Annotated in this window: 18 protein-coding genes and 1 pseudogene; 16 read left to right on the top strand and 3 right to left on the bottom strand. The window is 56.8% G+C overall.

Annotated features, from left to right (window positions below; all coding sequences use genetic code 11):
* Positions 1-86 precede the first annotated feature (86 nt).
* The 13 genes and pseudogenes from G1C94_RS04355 (at position 87) to G1C94_RS04415 (ending at position 18003) form a co-directional block, all read left to right on the top strand.
* On the top strand, positions 87-824 hold the full coding sequence (locus G1C94_RS04355; protein ID WP_172145164.1) for a DUF3159 domain-containing protein: 738 nt from the start codon (positions 87-89) through the stop codon (positions 822-824).
* A gap of 6 nt (positions 825-830) precedes the next feature.
* Entirely contained in the window at positions 831-2093 is a 1263-nt protein-coding gene (locus G1C94_RS04360) for a class I SAM-dependent RNA methyltransferase (protein ID WP_172145167.1), read from the top strand.
* 216 nt (positions 2094-2309) lie between these two features.
* Positions 2310-2900 carry a sugar ABC transporter substrate-binding protein gene (locus G1C94_RS04365; protein ID WP_172145169.1) on the top strand — a complete coding sequence of 197 codons (591 nt, stop codon included), beginning with the start codon at positions 2310-2312 and terminating at the stop codon, positions 2898-2900.
* Between the two features lie 108 nt (positions 2901-3008).
* Positions 3009-5471 (top strand): cation-translocating P-type ATPase, encoded by a 2463-nt coding sequence (locus G1C94_RS04370; RefSeq protein WP_172145171.1) that lies wholly within the window; start codon positions 3009-3011, stop codon positions 5469-5471.
* Positions 5472-5537: 66 nt separating this feature from the next.
* The gene (gene acnA / locus G1C94_RS04375) at positions 5538-8237 is read left to right on the top strand and encodes an aconitate hydratase AcnA (protein WP_172145173.1); all 2700 of its coding nucleotides are present in this window, start codon (positions 5538-5540) and stop codon (positions 8235-8237) included.
* Positions 8238-8799: 562 nt separating this feature from the next.
* Complete coding sequence (locus G1C94_RS04380) at positions 8800-10050, top strand: ATP-binding protein (RefSeq protein WP_335341214.1); 1251 nt, start codon at positions 8800-8802, stop codon at positions 10048-10050.
* 168 nt (positions 10051-10218) lie between these two features.
* Positions 10219-14133, top strand: a complete 3915-nt coding sequence (locus G1C94_RS04385) for a YDG domain-containing protein (protein WP_172145177.1) — start codon at positions 10219-10221, stop codon at positions 14131-14133.
* Positions 14134-14674: 541 nt separating this feature from the next.
* Positions 14675-15280: an isochorismatase family protein gene (locus G1C94_RS04390; RefSeq protein WP_172145179.1), complete on the top strand. Its 606-nt coding sequence runs from the start codon at positions 14675-14677 to the stop codon at positions 15278-15280.
* A 138-nt stretch (positions 15281-15418) separates the two neighbouring features.
* A complete protein-coding gene (locus G1C94_RS04395; protein WP_172145180.1) occupies positions 15419-16444 on the top strand; it encodes an NAD(P)H-dependent amine dehydrogenase family protein in 1026 nt (341 codons plus the stop codon).
* 177 nt (positions 16445-16621) lie between these two features.
* Positions 16622-17125 carry a nucleotidyltransferase domain-containing protein gene (locus G1C94_RS04400; protein WP_172145182.1) on the top strand — a complete coding sequence of 168 codons (504 nt, stop codon included), beginning with the start codon at positions 16622-16624 and terminating at the stop codon, positions 17123-17125.
* Positions 17122-17496, top strand: coding sequence for a HepT-like ribonuclease domain-containing protein (locus tag G1C94_RS04405; protein WP_253902312.1), 375 nt, complete (start codon positions 17122-17124; stop codon positions 17494-17496). Before G1C94_RS04400 ends, G1C94_RS04405 begins: the two co-directional genes overlap by 4 nt.
* 81 nt (positions 17497-17577) lie before the next feature.
* Positions 17578-17727 (top strand): annotated as a pseudogene (locus tag G1C94_RS04410) (dihydrodipicolinate reductase); the annotation flags it as partial.
* A 72-nt stretch (positions 17728-17799) separates the two neighbouring features.
* A complete protein-coding gene (locus G1C94_RS04415) occupies positions 17800-18003 on the top strand; it encodes a hypothetical protein (protein WP_172145185.1) in 204 nt (67 codons plus the stop codon).
* A 71-nt stretch (positions 18004-18074) separates the two neighbouring features.
* Here G1C94_RS04415 and G1C94_RS04420 read toward each other — a convergent pair whose 3' ends face one another.
* Positions 18075-19427 (bottom strand): MATE family efflux transporter, encoded by a 1353-nt coding sequence (locus G1C94_RS04420; protein WP_172145188.1) that lies wholly within the window; start codon positions 19425-19427, stop codon positions 18075-18077.
* Between the two features lie 167 nt (positions 19428-19594).
* The gene (locus G1C94_RS04425) at positions 19595-20245 is read right to left on the bottom strand and encodes a sugar O-acetyltransferase (RefSeq protein ID WP_172145191.1); all 651 of its coding nucleotides are present in this window, start codon (positions 20243-20245) and stop codon (positions 19595-19597) included.
* Between the two features lie 151 nt (positions 20246-20396).
* Between G1C94_RS04425 and G1C94_RS04430 the strand changes: the two genes are divergently transcribed.
* A complete protein-coding gene (locus G1C94_RS04430) occupies positions 20397-21404 on the top strand; it encodes an AraC family transcriptional regulator (protein ID WP_253902313.1) in 1008 nt (335 codons plus the stop codon).
* Positions 21405-21453: 49 nt separating this feature from the next.
* Here G1C94_RS04430 and G1C94_RS04435 read toward each other — a convergent pair whose 3' ends face one another.
* Entirely contained in the window at positions 21454-21885 is a 432-nt protein-coding gene (locus G1C94_RS04435; protein ID WP_253902314.1) for a hypothetical protein, read from the bottom strand.
* Between the two features lie 101 nt (positions 21886-21986).
* Here G1C94_RS04435 and G1C94_RS04440 point away from each other — a divergent pair, with 101 nt between their 5' ends.
* A complete protein-coding gene (locus G1C94_RS04440) occupies positions 21987-22295 on the top strand; it encodes an Ltp family lipoprotein (protein WP_216656858.1) in 309 nt (102 codons plus the stop codon).
* A 228-nt stretch (positions 22296-22523) separates the two neighbouring features.
* Positions 22524-23327 (top strand): Bax inhibitor-1/YccA family protein, encoded by an 804-nt coding sequence (locus G1C94_RS04445; RefSeq protein ID WP_172145193.1) that lies wholly within the window; start codon positions 22524-22526, stop codon positions 23325-23327.
* Positions 23328-23443 lie beyond the last annotated feature (116 nt).

Raw genomic sequence — 23443 nt, forward strand, 5'->3', positions numbered from 1 at the left:
CCGACGGCCCGTTGTCTCAGGATCAGCAGACTCAAGTCAAGACCACGCTGTCGCGCGGCCCGATGTTCTCCGAAGTTCGCTGATTCATGGGCAAAGTCAAGCAACGAACTGGTCTGGGGGCGCTTGCCTCGGCCGGCTCCGACGACGATTTTTCCGTCATCGACGCCATCGGCGGGCCTCGCGGCGTCATCGAATCGATGCTGCCGGGCGTGGTGTTCGTGGTGCTGTTCGTGGCGACCTCGAATCTCAATCTCACCATCGGTGTATCCGCTGTGCTGGCCGTCGTGCAGGTGATCGTCCGGCTCATTCAACGACAGTCCGTCATGGGGGCGCTCAGCGGCCTGCTTGCGGTTGGCATCTGCCTGATTTGGGCATGGCACACGCATCAGGCGCGCGACTACTATATGTTCGGCTTCATCACCAATGCGGTGTATGCGGTGTTGCTGGGTGTTTCCCTGCTTGTCCGCATCCCCGCGCTGGGTGCAATCATCGAGTTCTTCCGTCAGTTGCCCACCGAACATTTCAAGGCATGGCTTGACGGCTGGATGGGTGACAAGGAGCTGAAAAAGGCCTACACCACCATCACATGGCTGTGGCTGGGACTGTTCCTGCTGCGCCTTGCCGTACAGGTGCCGCTGTATGTGACGAACCGTGTGGGTCTGCTTGGAGTGACCCGGTTGCTGATGGGCATTCCGTTCTGGGCGCTGGCCATCTGGGTGAGCTATTTGGTGGTCGCCACGCCAATGCATCGACACAACACGCGCGTTCGCGCCGGTTCCGATGTTTCTGATGACGCCGCCGACGACGACGGCGCGGGGGAGTGAAGTTGTATGCAAGCTGAGGTTCGCATCGAGCGTTATGCCGATCAGGGGCGTTGCGTGGCCCATATCGACGGCCGTGTGGTGTTCGTGCGTTTCGCCCTGCCCGGCGAGTTGGTGCGTATCGCACTCGACGAGCCGCACGACCGCGACGAACGCTTCTGGACGGGCGAAGTCATCGAGGTTCTTGAAGCGAGCGAAGATCGCGTCGAGCCGGCATGGCCTATGGCTGGTCCGGTGGCCTTCGGCGGCGGCGTGGGCGGTGCGGATCTGGTGCATGTCTCGCTGCCGGGGCAAATCAAATGGAAGGCCGTCACCGTCAGCGAACAGATGAGCCGTCTTGGTCACGTGGACGTGACGGTGCCGGTCGAGCGGGTGCCCGGCGACGAGGAGAGTAAAGGCTTCAACTGGCGGACTCGCATCGAGATGATAGCCGACGAGGAGGGGCGACCTTCGATGCGCCGCCGCGGCACGCATGTGCGTGTGCCGATCGACACCATGCCGCTCGCCACGCGCACGCTGCTGGGTGTGGCCGATGCAAACCATGTGTGGAGCGGCGGTTTTGAGCCCGGCTCGCAAATCCGCCTATCGGTCCCTGAACCCCGTTCTTCGGCGCCGAACAATCCCTCCAATTACGCCATTCTCGTCAACGGCGAGATAATCGCCGGTTCACGCCAACTCACCGAGCAAGCCACGGTCGCCGGCCATGAATTCACCTACACGGTCGACGCAAACGGCTTCTGGCAAATGCACCGCGAAGCGCCCGTCATGCTCGCCAACCATGTGATCGACTTGGTGCGCGACGAGCTGCAAGGCGCCGTCTCGGCCGTGATCTGGGATCTGTATTCCGGCTCCGGCCTGTTCACGCTGCCGCTGGCCGCGCTCGCCGCCAAACGCACGCACATGCTGAGCGTGGAAGGCGGCAGCGTCGCAGTCAAAAGCCAGCAGCGCAATCTTCGCGCGCTGGGGCTGAACGACGTGGACGTGCGCTGCTCGGATGTCGCCCGCGCGCTGACCCGCGTCCCGGCGCATCTGTCCCGCCCGGACGTGGTGGTGCTCGACCCGCCCCGCGCCGGCGCACATGCCAAAGTCTGCCGTCAAATCGCAGCCGCCGGCCCGCGTTCGATCATCTATATCGCCTGCGATCCGGCCAGTCTGGCCCGCGACACAGCCACCCTCGCCGAACTCGGCTACACGCTGGCCGACATCCGCGCCTACGACATCTACCCAATGACCCACCACGTCGAGACGGTAGCTTTGTTCCGTCTCGCATAGCCATGTCAGGCGGGCGGAAGTGGCAGCCGCGCGGCTCTCCTGTGTTTCCTGCCTGTCTCGAATTGCGTTGAAACCCGATGCGGCAGATGCTGCAACACCGCCTGAGCCCAATAGCGAGTAGGGGGTAGGGATGGCCGGGAGAGCTGTGGGAGCATATAAGTCCGTATGGAGAATACGGACATTGCAGGTATGTTGTGTATGGTAAGGAGGTAGCAAATGCTGTGGATACAACGCGATGTGTATAAAACGTTAAGGACGGTAAGCGCTGTGACGCTGGCCGCGTTGATGATGGCGGTGGCGGGATGCCATCCGCACGATGTTGCGGTGGGCGACACCCATTCCAATCAGTCGTCTGTTGCCTCAAGCGGAGTGCAACGCGCTGATGTGATGGTAGGCGTGGTTGGCTTGGCTGATGCCACCACTGACAAGTTGCTGCTTGATGCCTACGCGGGCCAGGGTCTCAAAGCCTCGTATGTCTCGACGCGGGATACCGACGATCCGAACCAAACCGCCCAACAGGGCGTGAAGGATCTGGTTGACCGTGTGGTGAGCGCCATCGTCATCGTCGGTTTGGATGCCACTGTCGATGAGCAAGGCTGGAATGAAGCGCTCCAGAAGGCGCGCGATGGCGGTATTCCCGTCATCTTGGTCGAGCCGCTCCACGCGCCTTCGGACGAACGGCTCTATGCCGCCACTTTCACCATTCGTGACGGTTCCATCAATGCGGCTGCTCTCGATAAGGGCACAATGAGTGTTATCAACGATGCCTCCCATAGCCGGCAAATTACGATAAGCGCCAGCTCGTAAATAACCAAATATGGGCGATGCGGTCGGGTGTGCTGTGGTGATAGCGCGCCCGGCCGCATTCGCATTATCGAACCGGAAAGTTCATATGAAGGCGCTAGTGTGGGCAACATGAGCGCAACCGTATCCATGCCCGAAACCGCCGAACAAGGGCTAGACGCCAGCCAAATCGCCGCACGGGTGGAAAGCGGGCGGGTGAACCGCTCGCAAACTTCCACGTCACGCTCGATCAAAGACATCGTCCGCGCGAACGTGTTCACGCTCTTCAACGGGATCATATTCACAGCCATGGTACTGGTGCTTATCACCGGATCATGGAAAGACGCCGTATTCGGCTTCGTCATCCTGGTCAATATGGCCATCGGCATCGTCACCGAGCTCAAGGCCAAGCGCACGCTTGACAGGCTGTCCATTCTCGTCGCGTCGAACTATGTGGTGCGCCGCGAGGGGCGCGACGTCGAAGTCGCGCATAACGACATCGTTCTGGACGATCTGCTGTGGATTCGCTCCGGCGAACAGGTGCCCGCCGACGCGCTGATTGTCGAAACCTGGGGGCTGGAACTCGACGAATCCATGCTCACCGGCGAATCGCGCACCGTGCGCAAAGCTCCCGGAGAGCAGGTGTATTCCGGTTCCACCGCGATTTCAGGCATGGCCCTGGTCAAAGTCATCGCAGTGGGGGAGCACTCGTATGCGGCCACGCTGACGGCTCAGGCCAAGGTATACAAGAAAACCGTCTCCGACCTGAACAAGGGCATCAACACGATTCTGAAATTCATGACCTTCATCGTCGTGCCGCTGTGTGTGCTGCTCGTCTGGTCGCAGGTGCAAACCTTCGGCGGATGGGAGGCGGCGCTCGCCACCGGCAAATGGAGGCAGGCGACGGTTTCCGCCGTGGCCGGCGTGGTGGGCATGATTCCCGAAGGGCTGGTGTTGCTGACCTCGCTGAACTTCGCGGTGGCAGCCATGCGGCTCGCGCGCAAGAACACCTTGGTGCAGGAGTTGGAATCCGTCGAGACGCTCGCGCGCGTCGATTGCCTGAACCTCGACAAGACCGGCACCATCACCGACGGAGGCATTGCGCTGGGGCAGGTAGTGCCGTTGGATGGCAGCAGTGGCGAGACGGCCCAGCGCGCGGCCAAACAGGCATTGTTCGACCTGTCGAACGAGGGCCAACCAAACGGCACCGGCGCGGCCATTCTGGAGGGACTCGGCGAGCAAGGCTTCACTGCCGGTGCGGTGGATGCCCGCATTCCGTTCTCATCGGCGCGCAAATGGAGCTCGATCGTGTGCGGTTCCACCACATGGATCATGGGCGCCCCCGAAGTGATCGTTTCGGCGCTGGACGGCGACCACGCCAGCCTGTTGGAGCAGGTCAATGCATACGCCGACGACGGCAATCGCGTGCTGTTGCTGGTCAAACACGACGGTGAGGTGCCTGGCGACTATGAGACGAACCCGCATCTCGACCCCAGCTCGACCCCTGTGGCGCTGGTGATGTGTTCCGAGCGCATCCGCACCGACGCCGAAGACACGCTCGCGTGGTTCCGCCAGCAGGGCGTGCGATGCCGCGTGATTTCCGGAGACAACCCCGTGACGGTTGGTGCCATCGCCCGCAAGGTCAAACTCACCGGCGAACGCGAGCCGGTGGCGATGGATGCCCGCGAATTGCCCGACGACATCAACGAACTGGCGCGCGTGCTCGAAGGCGTGGACGTGCTCGGTCGCGTATTGCCCAACCAGAAAAAGGCCATCGTCCAGGCTTTGCACACCCAGAACCATGTGGTGGCGATGACGGGCGACGGCGTCAACGACGCCCTGGCCATCAAGGAAGCCGATCTTGGCATCGCCATGGGCAACGCCGCGCCGGCCACCAAGGCCATCGCCCAAGTGGTGCTGGTCGATTCCAAGTTCTCCCACCTGCCCGACGTGGTGGCCCGAGGCCGTCAGGTCATGGCGAATATGGAACGAGTCGCCGGGCTGTTCTTGGTCAAGACGGTGTATTCGGCGCTGATTGCGTTGGGTGTGGTGCTCACGCAGATTCCGTTCCCATACCAGCCTCGCCACATCACCTACATCGGCGCGCTCACCATCGGCATGCCGGCGTTCATTTTGGCCCTGGCGCCGAACACGCGCCGCTATATCCCGGGCTTTTTGAAGCGTGTGATCTATTTCGCCCTGCCAGGCGGCATCGCCACGGGACTGTCGGTGTTGTGCGCCGCATGGTTCCTGCCGGGTGTCATGGGTTGGGATGTGCAGCGTTCGGACGCGCAACTGACCACCTTGCATGGCGTGGTCACCATCATTCTATTCATGATGGGCATCTTCGTGCTGGCCCGCGTTGCCAGCCCGCTCAACAGTTGGCGCGGCATCTTGGTTGCCGCGTTCGCAGCGGCCGGTGTGTTAGGCGCCTGCATCCCGTTCGTGGCGAATTTCTTCGAGCTGATCATTCCCACCGGTGCCGTCCTGATTCCCACGCTGATCGCGCTCGCCGGCTCGGCCGTCTGCTTCGCGGTGTGTCTGGGAATCGCACATTGTCTCATATCGCAATCCGACACGCCAGGGGCGATGTAACCTCCCCGTACCATGTCAAGCGGATAATCACCCACGGACTAACCGCATCACCGTTTCGGAGGAATCATGTCTTTGACGGACAGCCAGCTTGCGACCCTGAATGCCGCCGGCAAGGAATACGACTATTACGCCATAGCGAATCTGCCCGGCATCGACCATCTGCCGTATTCGCTCAAAGTGCTGGTTGAGAATCTGGTGCGTAACATCGACGGCGCGAACATCACCGACGACCACGTCAAGGCGCTGCTCGACTGGGACCCGGCCGCCGAGCCGAGCCATGAAATCCAGTTCACCCCCTCGCGCGTGGTGATGCAGGACTTCACCGGCGTGCCCTGCATCGTCGATCTGGCCACCATGCGCGATGCGGTCAAAGACTTGGGCGGCGATCCTGAGGTCATCAACCCCCAGGTGCAGTCTGACATGGTGATCGACCATTCGGTGCAGATCGACAAATACGGCGTCGCCGATGCCGTCGAACGCAACATGGACATCGAATACCAGCGCAACGGCGAACGCTACCAGTTCCTGCGCTGGGGGCAGCAGGCGTTCAGGAACTTCCGCGTGGTGCCGCCGGGCACCGGCATCATCCATCAGGTCAATATCGAATACCTCGCCAAGGTCGTGATGACCAAGGCTCAGGCCGGCGGCAAGAACTTGGCCTACCTCGATTCCTGCGTCGGCACCGACTCGCACACCACCACTGTCAACGGCCTGGGCGTGCTCGGTTGGGGCGTGGGCGGCATCGAGGCCGAGGCGGCCATGCTCGGCCAGCCCATCTCCATGCTCGTGCCGCGCGTCGTCGGCTTCAAGCTCACCGGCTCCATTCCCGAAGGCGTCACCGCCACCGATGTGGTGCTGACCATCACCGACATGCTTCGTCAGCACGGCGTGGTCGGCAAGTTCGTCGAGTTCTATGGCGAGGGCATTGCCTCCGTGCCGCTGGCCAACCGTGCCACTATCGGCAATATGGGCCCCGAGTTCGGCTCCACCTGCGGCATCTTCCCGATCGACGGCGTTACGCTCGACTATCTGCGTCTGACAGGCCGTTCCGAAGAGCAGGTCGCGCTGGTCGAGGCGTATGCCAAGGCCAACAAGCTCTGGGGTGATACCTCCGATCCGAACTATGTCGAGCCGCAATACTCCGAATATCTCGAATTGGATTTGGGCACGGTCGTGCCGTCCATCGCCGGCCCGAAGCGCCCGCAGGATCGCATCACGCTCGCCGAATCCAAGCAGAAGTTCGCCGAAACGCTGCCGTCGTATGAAACCGACAAAACCGAACAGCAGCCGGTCGCCGTCTCCACCGACTTCCGTGGGGACTTCAACCTGACGAACGGCGACGTGGCTATCGCCTCCATCACCTCCTGCACGAACACCTCCAACCCCTCCGTCATGATCGCCGCCGGGCTTCTCGCGCGCAACGCGCATGCCAAGGGGCTTAGCCCCAAGCCGTGGGTCAAGACCTCGCTGGCACCCGGCTCGCAGGTCGTGGCCGATTATCTGAAAGCCGCCGGCTTGCAGGACGATTTGGATGCGCTTGGCTACCAGTTGGTCGGCTTCGGCTGCGCCACCTGCATCGGCAATTCTGGTCCGTTGCTGCCTGAAATCTCCGAGGCGATCAACGCCAACGACCTGACAGTCACCTCCGTATTGAGCGGCAACCGCAACTTCGAGGGCCGCATCAGCCCGGATGTCAAGATGAACTACCTGGCCTCGCCGCCGTTGGTCATCGCCTACGCGCTCGCCGGCACAATGGACTTCGACTTTGAAACCCAGCCGCTGGGCGTGGGCGCTGACGGCGCTGACGTGTACTTGAAGGACATCTGGCCCACCAACAGCGAGGTCGAAGCCGTGGTGAACGGCACCGTCAGCCGCGAGATGTTCCTGAAGGATTATGCCTCCGTGTTCGACGGCGACCGCCGTTGGAAGGGCCTCGACGTGCCGGAAGGCGAGCTGTTCGCTTGGGACGGGAACTCCACCTACGTGCGCCGCCAGACCTTCTTCGACGGTATGAAGGCGACGCCCGATCCGGTGCAAGACATCCACGGCGCGCGCGTGCTCGCGCTGTTGGGCGATTCGGTGACCACCGACCATATCTCCCCGGCCGGCGCGTTCAAGGCCGACAGCCCCGCGGGCAAATACCTGACGGAGCGAGGCGTCGAGCCGAAGGATTTCAACTCCTACGGCTCCAGGCGCGGCAATCACGAAGTCATGGTGCGCGGCACCTTCGGCAACATCCGCCTGAAGAACCAGCTGCTCGCCTCCGTCGGCGAAGAAGTCACCCCCGGCGGCTTCACCTACGACTTCCTCACGGGCCAGCCCACCACAATCTTCGAGGCGTCGCGTGACTACATTGCCCACGACGTGCCGCTCGTCGTGCTGGCCGGCAAGGAATACGGCACCGGCTCCTCGCGCGACTGGGCCGCCAAAGGCACGCTGATGCTCGGCGTCAAAGCCGTCATCACCGAGAGCTTCGAGCGCATCCACCGTTCCAACCTCATCGGCATGGGCGTCCTCCCGTTGCAGTTCCCCGCTGGCGAATCCTACGAAAGTCTCGGGCTCGACGGCACCGAAGTTTACGACATTTCCGGCATCGATGCCCTCAACAGCGGCACGACCCCCAAGACGGTTCACGTCACCGCCACCCGCGCCGATGGTTCGCTCGTTGACTTTGACGCCATCGTGCGCATCGATACCCCAGGTGAGGCCGACTATTACCGCAACGGAGGGATACTCCAATACGTCCTACGCAACCTCATGAAATAATCGAAGGACGGAGCGTCGGCTGCGTTGCTCCTCGGTCGACGTACCTTCGTACGCCTTCCCTCGGTGCGCCTTGCCGCCGCACGCGTCCTTCGATTATTTAACGGGTTAGGGCGGTGCGCCTTGAAACCGCACGCATCTTTCGGCTATTTGTCAAATAATCGAAAGAAAGATGGAGCGTCGGCTGGGTCGAACCGTTAAGCAGACAGTCCAGTGGACTGTCTGTAGGTGAGGTGAGCGGGCGCGCTATTTTGCGCCCGCGAAGGCTGGCGTAAGCCAGCTCCTCGGTCGGCGTACCTTTGTACGCCTTCCCTCGGTGCGCCTTGCCACCGCACGCGTCCTTCGATTATTTAACGGGTTGGGGTAGTGCGCCTTTTTCTAGTTCCGTTTCAGACCTGCTGTTGCCGATTCCGTTGGATTGAAGGAACCATACGAGACCTCTTCGTATCAAGTCGGCGTAAAATCGAAACTTGAACCGGCGTAAAATCGAAACTCAATCCGGCGTAAAATCGAAAGCGAGGTCATTGTGGGCGCTTTAACCCAGCAAGGATACCGTCCGCGAGTCGTGGATGCGAGGCTTGAAAAGCTATTGCATGCCTTCGGTGCCGTCGAAATCGTAGGACCGAAATGGTGTGGTAAAACATGGACCGCGTTGGCACATGCCGCCAGTGCGGATCGGCTGGATGACGCCGCCACTTACGCCGCTGCGCAGACCGATCCCAATCTTGTGCTCGCTGGTGAGGAACCGCATTTGGTGGACGAGTGGCAGGAGGTGCCCGCGGTATGGGATGCCTCGCGGCGTCATGTGGACGACAATGCCAATCGGAAAGGCCAGCTGATTCTCACTGGCTCAAGCCGACCAAAGGACACGGATCTCATCCATCACAGCGGCACGGGGCGTATCGCCAGACTGCACATGCTGCCCATGAGTTTGGCCGAATCAGGCGACTCCACAGGTGAAGTGAGTCTCAAAGGTCTCTTTGATGGCGAATTCAAACCGGCACGACGGAATACGAGTGTCGCTGATGTGGCCCGCTGGTGTTGCCGAGGCGGGTGGCCGTCAAGCGTGGGGATGGACGACGAATTCGCTCTGGAAACCCCGTCCGACTACATTCGAAGCGTGCTGGAAACCAGCGTTCCTCGCCTCGGCCTCAATCCCGAGATCATGCGTTCACTGATGAAAGCGTTGGCCGTGAACGTTGCGCAATCTCCCTCCTATGAGACCTTGGCGGGAGATATGGCCTATGGTGACGAGAGCCGCACGCCCAGCATTCCGACGGTGAAGAGATACATGGAAGAGCTCGGCCGTCTGTATCTTGTGCATGATTTGAGTGGCTGGGAGCCGCCATTGAGATCCAAAGCGCGTGTGCGCACCAAGCCGAAACGCTATCTGGCCGACCCATCGTTGGCGGCGGCGCTGGTCGGGGCCGCTCCGTCCGTGCTGGAACGCGATACGCAGACGTTGGGAAATCTATTTGAAACGTTGGTGGTGCGCGATCTTTGCGTCTACATGAGCGGCATGTCCGGTGCCGGCAATCGCATCTCATACTATCGCGATGAGAAAGGACTGGAAGTTGATATTATCCTGGAGCTTTCCGACGGGCGTTGGGCTGCCGTTGAAGTCAAGCTCAGCGATTTGAAAGCCACTGACGCGAATGCCGCCAAACTGCTCGCGTTCAAAGACAAGATTTGCGGCAATGCCATGTCCCAGGTTCGTCAGCCGGAGTTCATGGCCTTCGTCGTCGGCCGAGGCGAAATCGCCTATCAGCGCGAGGACGGCATTTTCGTCCTCCCCATCGCAACACTCGGTGCCTAGCAGTGCATATGGCGCGAATACTTGTCACCTGCCTATCCCGAGCTACAGATATTTATTTGGACTAGCTGTAGGCGGCCTTATAGGTTTTAAGCCGCATTTCATCCATTGCAGGGGATATGCTCGTATCATTGTTTTGTGATATGTCCCGTAAAGCTTTGAGGTTGAGAGATGAACGATTCCAACATTGAAGAGTTAAACTTAAACATGTGCAGAACCTCACAACATAACAAAATTTTCGCCTGCGCAGCAGCATTGTTGCTGACTTGCGGTTTGTTCTTGGCAACGCCGATTAAGGCACACGCGACGCAAGTCATAACAAGCATCGACTCAACGATGACAATAACGATGCGACAGTCATCCGATGATGGTTCCACAGACGAAGATGCATCTGGTGACGGATCAACGACCGGTGACTCCACTTCAAGCGATGAAAAAAGTTCAAACGAGAATGTAAAATCATCCGCTGCCTCCTCAAAAAAAGACGGCAGTCTTCCTCGCACAGGCGTCTGTCTCCTTGCAGTCATTGGAATGATTGCATTTTGCGCAGGTTCTGCCTATTGTTTGCTCGAGAGTAAAAAGCGTTCTTTTGTTCAGGGCGCATATGCAAGAAAAACTTCGCGTGGCGTTTACATGCGACCGCAAAACCCAGACGGTGCTAAAAGGCGAGTGATAGTGGTAGCTGTTGCCGCCGTTCTTTTGGCTGGGCTTTGCTTCTGTGCCTTTGTGTTAAAAACAGACGCACTGGCTGAAACAACCGACTCCATGATAAAGTGCGACTCTTCGGTCAAGATTGATGAGTCTGGCAATGTTGTGTCTTCGGGTGTGACTGTCGAAAATAACTCTGCAAAAGTTGTCGGCATCGAAAACGCGGTAGCTCCAACGGAATTGAGCGGCTGGCAAGCAACGTTTGCAAGCCGCACGGTGCCATCAAAGTCAAGCGTGAGTGGCACATGGGACGGAACAACAGTGCCTTCAGACATTGTGGCTGAAGTAAAGTCTAACGGAAGCGCGACGCTTACCTTCCAGCTGGAAGTTACTTATGATAACGAAGACGGCAAAACCGACACCAAGGAGCTTGATTACAGCCTGTTCTCTTTGGAAGAGGGAGAGTGGGTCTATGACAAGACGCAGAAGACTCCAGAAGTCATCTGCACGGGCACGCTCATTAAAGACACAGATTACACTGTTGTCTATGGCGAAAATGTCAACGCTGGCGAAGGCACAGTGACAATCACAGGTATAGGGTCTTATTCTGGGTCAAAAGATTTCAAGTTCACAATCGCAAAAGCGAAATTGACGGTAACAGGTATCAAGGTTAACAGCAAAACCTATGATGGCACAACAAGTGCAACATTTAACTACGATGACATTTCAGTTGCTGGGAAAGTTGCTGGTGACACAGTTTCAGCGACTGCAACAGGCGCTTTCCCGAGTGCAAACGTTGGAACACATGCGCTCGCTTTGACGCTGGCTCCATCGGGAACTGATGCTGGAAATTACGAGATCGACACGACTGCGAGCCAGGCAAGCGCTCAAGGCGTAATTACCCAAAAAACTGTGAAGGTTTCTGGAATTACTGCGTCGAACAAAACTTATGACGGCTCAACTAACGCAACGTTGGATGTCACAGGTTTAACATGGGATGGAATTGAAGAAGGTGACACGCTTTCACTGGTTGCTGCAAATGTGACAGGAGCGTTTGCAAGCAAAAACGCTTCTGATACTGCTCAAACTGTAACAATCGCTTACGGGGAAGGCGCGCTTGGTGGCACAAGTGCCGGGAATTACACCCTTGCAGCAGCGGGCAATGATGGCAGCCAAGAAACAACGAATGCAACAATCAGCAAAGCCGCGCTTACGTTCATATGGGACTACGATGCAACTGTTCCTGAATATGATGGCACGTCACACACGCCCACACTCACTGTGACTGGTGCTGCACCAGGTGAGACCGTTACGCCAACCGTTACATACACCAAGAAAGGTAACACAGCAGCTGTTGCAACACCGAAAGACGCTGCGACCTATGTTGCGACTGCAACAATCACAGCGGCTGAAGAAGTGAATTATTCGCTTCCTGCAAACACAACAGAAGAGTTCGAGATCGCAAAAGCGAAATTGACGGTGAGCGGCATCAAGGTTGACAACAAAACTTACGATGGTACCAAAACGGCAACATTTAATTATGGTGATATGAGTGTCGCTGGAAAGGTTGGCAACGATGAAGTTTCAGCGACTGCAACAGGTGCCTTCCCAAGCGAAAACGTTGGCACACATACGCTCGCTTTGACGCCGGCACTAACAGGAACTGATGCTGGAAATTACGAAATCGACACGACTGCGAGCCAAGCAAGCGCTCAAGGTGAAATCACAAAGGCGACTGTGACGATTGAGTGGAGCAGGACTGATTCGTTTGAATATAACGGAGAAGATCAGAAGCGCGAAGTCACGAAGGTAACAGGTGTAAACAACGAAACGCTTGGCGTTGAGCTTGAAGTTCAGAAGGATGGCGAAGCTGTAAACGAACATAAAAATGTTGGAACGTACGTATCTGTTGCAACTGCTGTTACAGGCGCAACTGCTGTAAATTACGACTTACCAACAGCAGAAACTGCCATTAAACAAAGCTTTGCAATTAACAAAGCAGCCATTACCGTTTCTGGCATTACGGCAAGTAACAAAACCTATGATGGCAACGTAGATGCTAGCCTTGACTACAGCGATGTAGTCCTTGCGGGTTGCGTTGATGCAGACAAGGACAAACTTTTGCTAACAGCTACTGGCGCTTTTGATGACACCGATGGCAAGGGTAAAGACGTTGGCACAAACAAAACGGTCAATATCTCAGGTCTTACCCTATCAGGAGATACAGCAGTTCTTGCAAATTATGAGCTTGCTGCAGCAAGCAGCCAGCAAACAAGCACAAGTGCAAATATCACTGCAAAAGAGGTGACTATAACATGGGAACCAAGTGGTGACGCAAGATATGCATATGACGGCTCGACTCACACCCCAACTGTCACGGTAGGTAACGTTGTTGGTGGTGAAACCATAAGTGCGACGTTTGCCTATAAGGATTCTTCCAGTGTTGCTCTGACTTCTGCTCCCTCAGTAATCGGAGTTTATACTGCCACTGTTACGGGCTTAAGCGGTGCAACCGCTTTTAATTACGCACTTCCTGCAACTGAACTGGAGAAAGAATTTGACATTTTTGAACTCGGCGAATATTGGCTGGCTCCAGCAAACGCACAAGACCCTGAAACGGCCACATGTAAAGGCCAGTCTAAGGTAGATGAGGACATGCAGGTTCTTCACGGAACAATAACTCAAACTTCTACTGGCAAAGACAAAGATGCCGTTACGGCTGAATACACAAACTACATGAATGGTAAAGATGCAGAAGGCAACTCTAAGGAAATGCGCCTCTACACGAAGTGGAATGGCGAAGACGCTGGCAGCGGTGCTAATCAATGGGTTGAATTCCGCATTATCCAAGTGGGCGCACATGACGACGATGGCTCTGCCGTAACTTTTATGGCAACACATTCACTGCCTACCGCTAAGCAGATGAATGACTCTGCAACGAACTCGGGTGGCTGGGCAAGTTCCGCTATGCGCACTTCGGTGTTTGCCGAGGGCGGTTATGTTCAAGCGGGGCTTTCTGGTTTGAAAGACGTTGCCAAAACTATCAACAAAGTGGCTACTTCAGGTAGTCATGGTAGCTGGGTGGAAGGCAGTACTACCCAAGACAAATTCTGGCTCATGTCATATAGCGAGCTTGTTGGTGAAAATACAGCACCAATTACTTCGTATGGTTGGTACAAAAACGAAGGATCACAGTACGACTGGTGCAGGACCAATGCAGTAGCTAACTTTATGACCTCCAACGTTGCTTTTGCGGGTATAGATAAAACTCGTGACGGCAGTTCGTACTCTGTGGGCTACAGCGACGTGGGGTGGTGGTTGCGTTCGCCGAGTGGGATCTTTTCCTACAGCTTCGGTTGCGTGTACACTGACGGCTGCCCGAGCTACTACTCCAGTGCCTCCGACGGTCTTGGCGTTGTCCCTTGCTTTGCTTTGTAAATGTTGAAGTATCATCAATCTTTTTTAGATTGAGTAAAGAGTCGATACAAATCGGCTCTCTCTTTTATGTGGCGGTATTACGGATGCCTGTTTTTAACAGATACGCTAGAAAATAAGTGGAATTAAATAACTTCGAGTGCAGGAAATTCCTGAGAGTCCCAAAACAGCACTAATACTAATCAAAACCACCAAAACTGAATATAACAGCAAAACTAGATTTTAAGGAGGAACAAAATGCCTAAATATGTAAACCCAACAAAAGTAATCACAGGCCCCAATACGCGATGGAGTTATGCGAATGTGTGGGAACCTAAATCTATCATTTAGGTGGCTCGTTCCTATATGTGTACGGCGTTTTCGTTTTGGAGTGGCTTGATTTGGAGTAAGTCCCAAGTGGGGGGGCGCCATCCGTCTGGAGGGGGGCGCCGCTAGGCGTGACTTGGCGACGCTCGTTGCGTAGGGAAGGTTTATGAGACGGAGTGTTGTCCTGAGGTCGTTCGCGGCTATAGTGATGGTGAGAGTACCGACGTGGGAGATATAGATGAACAGGGCATTGATCGTGGTGGATGTGCAGCCGACGTTTTGCGAGGGCGGTGAGCTTGCGGTCGAAGGGGGCAACGCGGTTGCCGAGCGTATCGCGCGATTCGTCGATGCGCATCGTGACGAATATGCGTATATCGCCACCACGCAGGACTGGCATATCAAGCCGGGGTCCCACTGGGCCGCCAATCCCGATTTCGTGGATACGTGGCCTGTGCACGGCAAGGCCGGCACACCGAACGCGAATCTGCATCCCGCCATCGCCCGGTTGGGCATCGAACACCATTTCAAAAAGGGCCAGTATTCGTCGGCCTACTCGGGTTTCGAGGGCATTGAGGACAACACCGACCGCATTCCCACGCGCGAGCAGGTCGAAGCGGATACCTTGGCCGGCAAAACGCTGGCCAACGCGCTGAAAGCCGCCGGCGTGACGCATGTCGACATCATCGGCCTCGCGGAATCCCACTGCGTCAAGGAAACCGCGTTGGACGCAAGAACACTGGGGTTTGAAGCCCGGGTGTTCAAGGATTTGACCGCACCAGTCAGCGAGGAACTGGGCATTGCGGCGCGTCGTGACATGGCACAAGCCGGTGTCGTGCTGGCATAATCGCTCCATGCATCTGAATTGATGTGTTTTACTTGCGAATACAGTGTAGGGGGTCTTGCGCGGCCGACGCCATCGGTGGAAGAATGGGAGCAGGCTCGGAGCCGAGCCGAATCAATCCAACATACGAAGGAGTGTGTCATGCAACCCATTAAGGCTATTCAATTCGGCTGTGGAAAGATGGCGAAATACACGGTTCGTTACATGGTGGAGAACGGCATACAGATTGTCGGTGCCATTGATGTGAACCCCGATGTGGTCGGCATGGATGTCGGCGAATTTGCAGGGGTTGGCACTCTCAATGTGCCGATTCGTTCCGACGCGGAGGCTGTTTTGAACGAATGCGACGCCGATATCGCGGTCGTCACGCTGTTCAGTTTCACTGGCGAAATCGAGAAGATGTGCGAGCAGTGCCTGAGCCGTGGCATCAGTGTCATCACCACCTGCGAGGAGGCCATCTATCCGTGGACCACCGCGCCCGGTGTCACCAATCGCCTTGACGCCATCGCCAAGAGCACCGGTGCCACGATGGTGGGTTCCGGCATGCAGGATATCTTCTGGATCAACATGGTCGCTCAGGTCGCGGCCGGTTGCCATTCCATCACGAAGATTACTGGCGCGGTCAGCTATAACGTCGAGGATTACGGCCTGGCGCTCGCCAAGGCGCACGGCGTCGGCTTGACAGCCGATGAGTTCGAAGCCGAGCTGGCCCATCCCGAAACCATTGTGCCTTCGTATGTCTGGAATTCCAACGAGTCCCTCGCTCAGAAGCTGGGGCTGACCATCAAGAGCCAAACCCAGAAGAGCGTGCCGTACTTCAGCGACGAGGACATGTACAGCGCCACTATGGGCGAGACGGTTCCGGCCGGCAAGTGCATCGGCATGTCCGCGGTCGTGACCACTGAAACCAACCAGGGCATCACGCTGGAAACCGCCTGCATCGGCAAGGTGTACGGCCCCGACGATGGCGACATGTGCGATTGGACGATCGCCGGCGAGCCGAACGTCGAATTCCACGTGGTCAAGCCGGCCACGGTGGAGCATACCTGCGCCACCATCGTCAACCGCATTCCCGACGTGCTCAATGCGCCCGCCGGCTATGTGACGGTCGATCAGCTCGATGAGATCAGCTATATGACCTACCCATCCGCCCTGTACGTCGACTGACGGTAGTCCTAAGCGACAAAGGCCGGCGGTCAAGCCTCATAACGACTTGCCCGCCGGCCTTTACCTGTATTCGTTCATCCGCCCTATTGCATGCCTTGCGTATGTGAGTGTCTACCGCATCTCCCTGTTGAATCCCGCTCATCGATTGCGATATAGCGTTTATGCTATGCTCGGTATATGAAACTCATTGACGAACTCAAAGCCGAGCGTGTCAAGCGCGGGCTGAGCCAGAATACGGTTGCCGAAGCGATGGGCACGACGCAATCCGCGCTTTCGCGCGCCGAACGCAATGGCGGCAACCCCACGCAAGACTTCCTGCAGCGCTACCACAGTGCCCTGCAAGCCATTGGAACCAATGGCAGTGTGCTGGAAATCGCCACGCTGAAAACAATCATTTCCGCTGTTGCCCGTAAATATGGCATCGCGGAGATGTATTTGTACGGTTCGTTCGCCCGTGGTGATGCTCGTCCTGATTCCGACGTGGACTTGCTGTATGTGCTGGAACCGGGGGTGCGGCCCGGAATGATGCACATGCATGATTTCCGGCAGGAACTTGAGCAACAGCTGGGCCGTGAAGTGTCGCTTATCTCCTTGCGATCGTTGGAACGTCATGCGCAAACCAGCCGTGCCAGCCGGCGGTTCTATAACCATATTCAGCCGGATATGGTCAAGGTGGCATGATGAGCGAACATATGCACGCCGATCAGCGATTCCGCGACGACACCAATCTGCTTCGGCTGGCGGAACATCTGCGCAACGCATTGGATGATGCCAGCGAGATGCGTTCGGGTGAGGAACTTGAGATGAACCGGCAGTTGTTCAACTCCGTAAGTATGGAAATGATGCAGGTGCAGGAGTCCGCCCGTCGCCTGTCGGAATCATTCCGTCTCGAACATCCGGAATTGCCCTGGAATGAACTGCGCGCCTTACGCAACGTCATCGTGCATGAATACGATGAAGTCGAAGCCGAGGCGTTATACGAGTCGGCCACTTGCGACACCCGAATCCTGCTCGACAAACTCCAACCCTATGTGGATGCGTTGCGCGATTAGCGAGTGATGCACAAATCGTGTGCACCGCAGCAAAGCGCGTCGGCGTTGGTGCGCTGTTCCTTGATTAGTTCCATGCCGTGAATGGTCAAGCCGGCCACGGTGGAGCATACCTGCGCCACCATCGTCAATCGCATTCCCGACGTACTCAATGCGCCCGCCGGCTATGTGACGGTCGATCAGCTCGATGAGATCAGCTATATGACCTACCCATCCGCCCTGTACGTCGACTGACGGCAGTTGCTTGGGTTTTTAGCGGCAAAGGCCGGTTGCCAAACCATTATGAGGCTCGGCAACCGGCCTTTTATGTATATTCGTTCATCCGCTCACGTGTTTGATGTATGCGAGCGGATGGTGCGTTTCCTTGTTGAGTTTCCACTCATCATTGCGGCATTGGAGCCGAACAACGTCAACGATCTGCTGCGGATCGCGATCGACATGGCGGCGACCGCACTGCCGCTGCCGCTGAAATTGCGTCCTACTGCTCTTAATATGAAGACGGCTGAATAACCTGCGGCATGAAGTGTCTGTCGTCGTAATCCTCGGACCGCGACGACAGACACATAATGCTGCGAAACGGACTATTGACGGGTTACGTTGCGGATCCAACGGTACTTGCGGTAATGAATCAAAGCCGGAACCATCTTGATGCACTCGTCGGTGTTGAGCAGTGCGTATACCGCCAGTACTGGCAGTTTGAATACGAAAGCCGCCAACAGGCCGACCGGTACGACGATGAGCCACATGACAATCGCGTCGCAGACGAGGCCGAATTTCGAATCGCCTCCAGCCGGGAAAATGCCCGCGATGGTCAGGTTGGACATGCACCCGCATGCCGCGTAATACGCGCAGATGAACAGCATGACCGACAGATAATGCGTGGCTTGGGGAGTCAAACCGGCCCACTGCAACACAAGGGGTCGTGCTGCGATGATGAGCAGCCCCGTTCCCACACCGACCAAGGCCACGAGTTTGCAAAACCTGTCGCCCATGATTTTCGCCTCTTTGAACGCATTGCGGCCAAGCAGATTGCCCACCATTATGCCGCCAGCATTGCCCAGGCCGAGACTTAGGCAGACCAGCAGATCCTTGACGATATTGGTGATGGAATTGGCTGCCACTGCGTCCGATCCAAGATGTCCCATGATCACTGTGTACATGGTGAAGCCGCAACCCCACACCAGCTCATTGCCGAGCACGGGGAGGCTATATCGCCAGAAATCCTTTTGCAACGACACATCCGGATGAGTCATCAGTGTCAGTCGCAATCGCGGCCTGCCGTTGCGTGAGGCCACCATGACAGACCATGCCAGTTCGATCGCACGTGAAATCACCGTGGAAATGGCGGCTCCGTAAATCCCAAGTTTCGGCAATCCCAAGTAGCCATAAATCAGTACGGCGTTTAGCGCGACATGTACAATCACACCGACGGTACTCACCATCATGCCGGTTGCGGCGGCACCGACGTTCTTCATCAAACATAGATAAATCTGCGACAAGCCGATGAACAGATAGGAGACCGACGAGATCCTCAGATACTGCGCTCCAATCGTTACCAGCGCGGCATCATTCGTCATGATTGACATCAGCGCGTCCGGCAACAGCAGGGTGGCGGCGAAGAACAGCAACGATAATCCACCGGCGTACAACATGATGAACGCCAGTACTTTTTCCACTGCGTTCGTATTGCCGGCACCCCAGTATTGTGCGATGAGAATGCTCATACCGAGTGTCAGTGCGGCGAGGCACAGACTGAAGATGAACTGGAATTGTGTGGCGAGCGCTACCGCCGACAGTTCGTCTTGCCCGACTCCCGCCAACATCAACGTGTCGGCGCAGGATGAAAGCGCCAGCATGAGCTGCTGGAACGCGATGGGCAGTGCCAACGTCATGGTCTGACGTAGAAAGTCGCGCCAGGTCGCAGTGGTTTGCATGAGGGGCTCCATTGTGGAATATGGCTGGAATATATCTGGGATGTGGTTGGAACGGCATGAAAAAATCGACGCCGGATTGCAATCGTGCCAAGATTGCCGCAATACGGCGTCGAGGATTTAAAGTCGCGGCGTGCGGGAGACGGGCGATTGCTGCCCTTCGCGCCCGGTTAGTCGCCGAGCGAATCCTTCCACGCGCGGTACTCGGCGGCCTTGCCCTCCCAGTATTCGCGGTCGGTGTCCGTGATCTTGCGAATCACATGGCAGGGATTGCCTACCGCCACCGAATGCGAGGGGATGTCTTTGACCACTACGGAACCGGCTCCGATCACCACGTCGTCGCCGATGGTGACGCCGGGGCCGACCACGACATTGCCGCCGAACCAGACGTCGTTGCCGATGGTGATGGGGCGTGCTCCCTCCGGCCCGGAGGAACGTACCGCGGCGTCGATCGGATGGTAAGGCGTGTACAGGCCGATGCGCGGTCCGAAGAACACGCGGTCGCCAATGGTGATCTTCGCCACGTCGAGGAAGATGCAATCCATGTTGGCGTAGAAGTTGTCGCCGATGTAGGTATTGCAACCGTAGTCGCAGTTGAACGGCGGCTCGAGGAAGCAACCCTTACCCATCGATCCAAACAGCTCGCGGAACAAGTCCTCGCGCTCCTTGAATGCGTCGTACTTCGACGTGTTGATGGCCTGCACAAGGCGTCGCTTGCGCATGTTCATCTCCTGCTGCTGCGGATTGTCGGCAACATACAATTCACCGGAAAGCATGCGCTCCCATTCGTCTTTTGCCGGCTGGATGGTGTTCTCTGTCATGATGGTGCTCCTTCTGAGTTGTGCGTCAATCGATTGATTGATGAATGCCGACTACCATTCAATACGCTTATCGTTCGGCGACACCACATTTTGTTGTATTATCGTTCCTAGAATTTGCACTATTTACCAAATTGAGTTGGTGTAGGACAAGATGAAGCGATTGACCCAGTCTGAATGTCTGCCTTACGAATTCATGCCGATCACCGGTTGGGGGCGTTTGCCCAACGGTGCGGAAATAGTGCAATACGATGCTCCAATGTTCTTTTCATTCACCGAACACTCATTGCTGCGCCAATATCCGAATATGCGGGCGGAGTGTCATTGGCATATCGACCTTGAATTCACGCACATCATCCATGGCCATATGTGGTATTTCGTCAATGGTGAGATCGTCCGGCTTGAGGAAGGACAGGCGATTTTCGTCAATTCACGTCAACTGCATTACGGTTTTACCGAAGATGGCACCGACTGCGAATTCTCATGCACGTTGCTCAACCCCGCACGAATGAGCGCGCCCACTGCGGTGTATGAACGATTCGTAATGCCGCTTGTAACGGACGAGACGATGCCCTATGTGGTTCTCAGCCCAGATGATGTCCACGGAAACGGACTGATTGCCCAGATCATGCGATTGCATGATGCGAAATTCGGGCAATTGAAACATGCGACGCTTCCAGCCGCAAGAGGCATGGCATTGGCTAATGACACCGCTTCACTGACTGTGCTCAGCTGCTTCTATGCGATACTGCACGAGCTGACCACGATTGCCCAGGAGCGTGGCGATGGTACGGCTGAACGCATCAAACGGCACCCACACGTCGCAACGCTCGCCATGATGGTCGATTTCGTGCAACAGCATTACGTACATCAGATCACATTGGCGCAAATCGCAGCGGCCGGGTCGGTAGGGCGAACTACATGCGCTGCGATCTTTCGCGAACTGCTCGGTCAGACTCCGATCGAATTCGTCAATGATGTGCGGGTTCGCGCGGCAGCGGAACTATTGGCGACCACTCAATTGCCCGTCTCCGCAATCGCGACGCAGACGGGGTTCTCCTCATCAAGTTTCTTCACACGAACATTCCGCAGACTCATGCATATCACACCGTTGTCCTACCGCAACGGCATGCTCAGCTCCAACAATATGGACAACTCCTGATGTTTGTGATGTCTGTACACGGCATGCCCTGACGCTCGTTTGCCTGAATCTACAAGGATTCCTCTGACAAGTCGGATCGCTCCACCAAGCGCGCCATTTGCACACGCCCCATATCGAGCTTGTCCGCATGCCAGATAGAGGCTTTGGGCTGTTGCAGAGCATCGCGTAGTTGCGCGATTAGTGTTACCACGTTGCCGATGATGGCCGTGCGGATGGTGGCGTTTCGGTTCGAACGGCGGGCAAGGTAAGCGGTCATGGCCATCAGCGTGAGCAGCGGGTCGAATGGGAACACCAGCATCAGGGCGCAGGCAATCCAGAACGTCAGCTCGGGGTACTGGCTGCGAGCCAGCAGAAGAAAACCTGCCGCCACGGCGACGAATGTGCTGAACACGGCCCAGATATACCCCACGGAATCGGGGGCGAAGTTTTGCGCAAAAAATGATGTTTGCGCCAAGCACATGAAGCTGGCAAGCGGCATCATGACAATGGAGCACCATGCACGGGTGGACACGGGCACATCGTCCGAATCGGGCGTCGCCGATGCCGATGATGGCGCATGCCCCGTGATTAAAGAAAGACGATGTGCCTAACGAATACAAGAAGGCATTGGCCCAGGCCAAGACGTATTCCGACACGATGCACATGAGCAAGCAGGGCATCTACGACCAGCTCACATCCGAATATGGGGGCAAGTTCAGCGCCGAAGCCGCGCAATACGCCGTGGATAACCTTCAGGCCGACTATAACCAGAACGCTCTGGAGCAAGCGAAGGATTATGAGAAGAGCATGAACATGTCATCCGAGGCCATCCGAGATCAGCTCACATCCGAATACGGGGGCAAGTTTACGCAAGAGGAAGCCGACTACGCGATACAGCATCTGAACGACTGATCGAGACATCGCCCTATAAGTGACGGGAGCTTTGGGAGTTCGCTCACTTGTAGGGCGCATTTATTTTGCTGTGATTATCTTTCTTGTGCCTGGCTGATCGGGTGCTGGCTTGTCTGTAGTGCAGGTGTGCGTATTGTGTCCATTACGCCCTGGGTGGAGCGCATTCATGGAAATTTCAGGAAGTCTCCTTTATGATGAGACCGTACATTACGCGCTGAAGGAGCGATTATGACATTCGGCCAACAGCCCGGCAGCAACGGGCAATACAACACCCCCGATTACAACGCGGCTCAGGTCCAATACGCCCAAGGATATACGCAAGCCGCGGCGGCCACCATCGATGCGACGGCCGCATATTCCTACGAGCAGGCTCGCCGTGTTTCCGTCACTCGCGCCTACGGCGAAATGACCATCGGCCTGATTGTCACCACCGTGGTCGCCGTGCTCACCCAGGCCACCGACGCACTGCTGAAGTTCCTGAGCGTTACGGGCATGATCGGTCTGATCGCGCTGTGTGTGGTTCCCATTGTCATGGCCGTCGTGCTTGGCGTTCGCATCGCGAAGATGAGCGTGACCACGGCTCGTGTCATGTTCTATCTGTTCGCGGTGATCATGGGATTCGTCCTGAGCGTGATTTTCATGGTGTATGATCTCGGCTCCATCGGGGTCGCTCTGGGCATCACCGCGGCGTTCTTCTTCGCGTTGACGATGTTCGGCATGACCACGAAGTTCAATATGCTCAAGGCCGGTCCGATTCTCATGGTCGCTCTGATCGTACTGATCATCTCGCAAATCGTGCTGATGTTCGTGAATGTGGGAGCCATGACCCAGATCATGTGCGCGGTCGGCTTGGTGCTGTTCGCCGGCATGACCATCTACGACGCGCAGAGCACCCGCGCGCTGTTCACTCAGTACGAGGCGCAGGGGCCGGAGATGATCAAGAAGATCTCCATTCTGTGCGCCCTGAACCTGTATCTCGACTTCGTGAACATGTTCCTGTACATCCTGCAGCTGCTCGGCAGCAAGGACTGAGCGCAACTTTTTGCCGCATCATGCGGCCGCACAAGGCCCGGTCATGAGAATATATGGCCGGGCTTTGCCATGCCGTTACATGGATGCATTAGCGTAGGCCGCATGGGGAAAAGTAA

Origin of the sequence: Bifidobacterium panos (assembly GCF_012932445.1) — a bacterium.
GTDB lineage: Bacteria > Actinomycetota > Actinomycetes > Actinomycetales > Bifidobacteriaceae > Bifidobacterium > Bifidobacterium panos.

Coding starts and splice junctions, on each gene's coding strand:
- G1C94_RS04445 (WP_172145193.1), top strand. CDS start 22,524: ATGACATTCGGCCAACAGCCCGGCAGCAACGGGCAATACAACACCCCC.
- G1C94_RS04425 (WP_172145191.1), bottom strand. CDS start 20,245: ATGACAGAGAACACCATCCAGCCGGCAAAAGACGAATGGGAGCGCATG.
- G1C94_RS04420 (WP_172145188.1), bottom strand. CDS start 19,427: ATGCAAACCACTGCGACCTGGCGCGACTTTCTACGTCAGACCATGACG.
- G1C94_RS04355 (WP_172145164.1), top strand. CDS start 87: ATGGGCAAAGTCAAGCAACGAACTGGTCTGGGGGCGCTTGCCTCGGCC.
- G1C94_RS04430 (WP_253902313.1), top strand. CDS start 20,397: ATGAAGCGATTGACCCAGTCTGAATGTCTGCCTTACGAATTCATGCCG.
- acnA (WP_172145173.1), top strand. CDS start 5,538: ATGTCTTTGACGGACAGCCAGCTTGCGACCCTGAATGCCGCCGGCAAG.
- G1C94_RS04395 (WP_172145180.1), top strand. CDS start 15,419: ATGCAACCCATTAAGGCTATTCAATTCGGCTGTGGAAAGATGGCGAAA.
- G1C94_RS04390 (WP_172145179.1), top strand. CDS start 14,675: ATGAACAGGGCATTGATCGTGGTGGATGTGCAGCCGACGTTTTGCGAG.
- G1C94_RS04360 (WP_172145167.1), top strand. CDS start 831: ATGCAAGCTGAGGTTCGCATCGAGCGTTATGCCGATCAGGGGCGTTGC.
- G1C94_RS04435 (WP_253902314.1), bottom strand. CDS start 21,885: ATGATGCCGCTTGCCAGCTTCATGTGCTTGGCGCAAACATCATTTTTT.
- G1C94_RS04400 (WP_172145182.1), top strand. CDS start 16,622: ATGAAACTCATTGACGAACTCAAAGCCGAGCGTGTCAAGCGCGGGCTG.
- G1C94_RS04365 (WP_172145169.1), top strand. CDS start 2,310: ATGCTGTGGATACAACGCGATGTGTATAAAACGTTAAGGACGGTAAGC.
- G1C94_RS04415 (WP_172145185.1), top strand. CDS start 17,800: ATGTATATTCGTTCATCCGCTCACGTGTTTGATGTATGCGAGCGGATG.
- G1C94_RS04405 (WP_253902312.1), top strand. CDS start 17,122: ATGATGAGCGAACATATGCACGCCGATCAGCGATTCCGCGACGACACC.
- G1C94_RS04385 (WP_172145177.1), top strand. CDS start 10,219: ATGAACGATTCCAACATTGAAGAGTTAAACTTAAACATGTGCAGAACC.
- G1C94_RS04370 (WP_172145171.1), top strand. CDS start 3,009: ATGAGCGCAACCGTATCCATGCCCGAAACCGCCGAACAAGGGCTAGAC.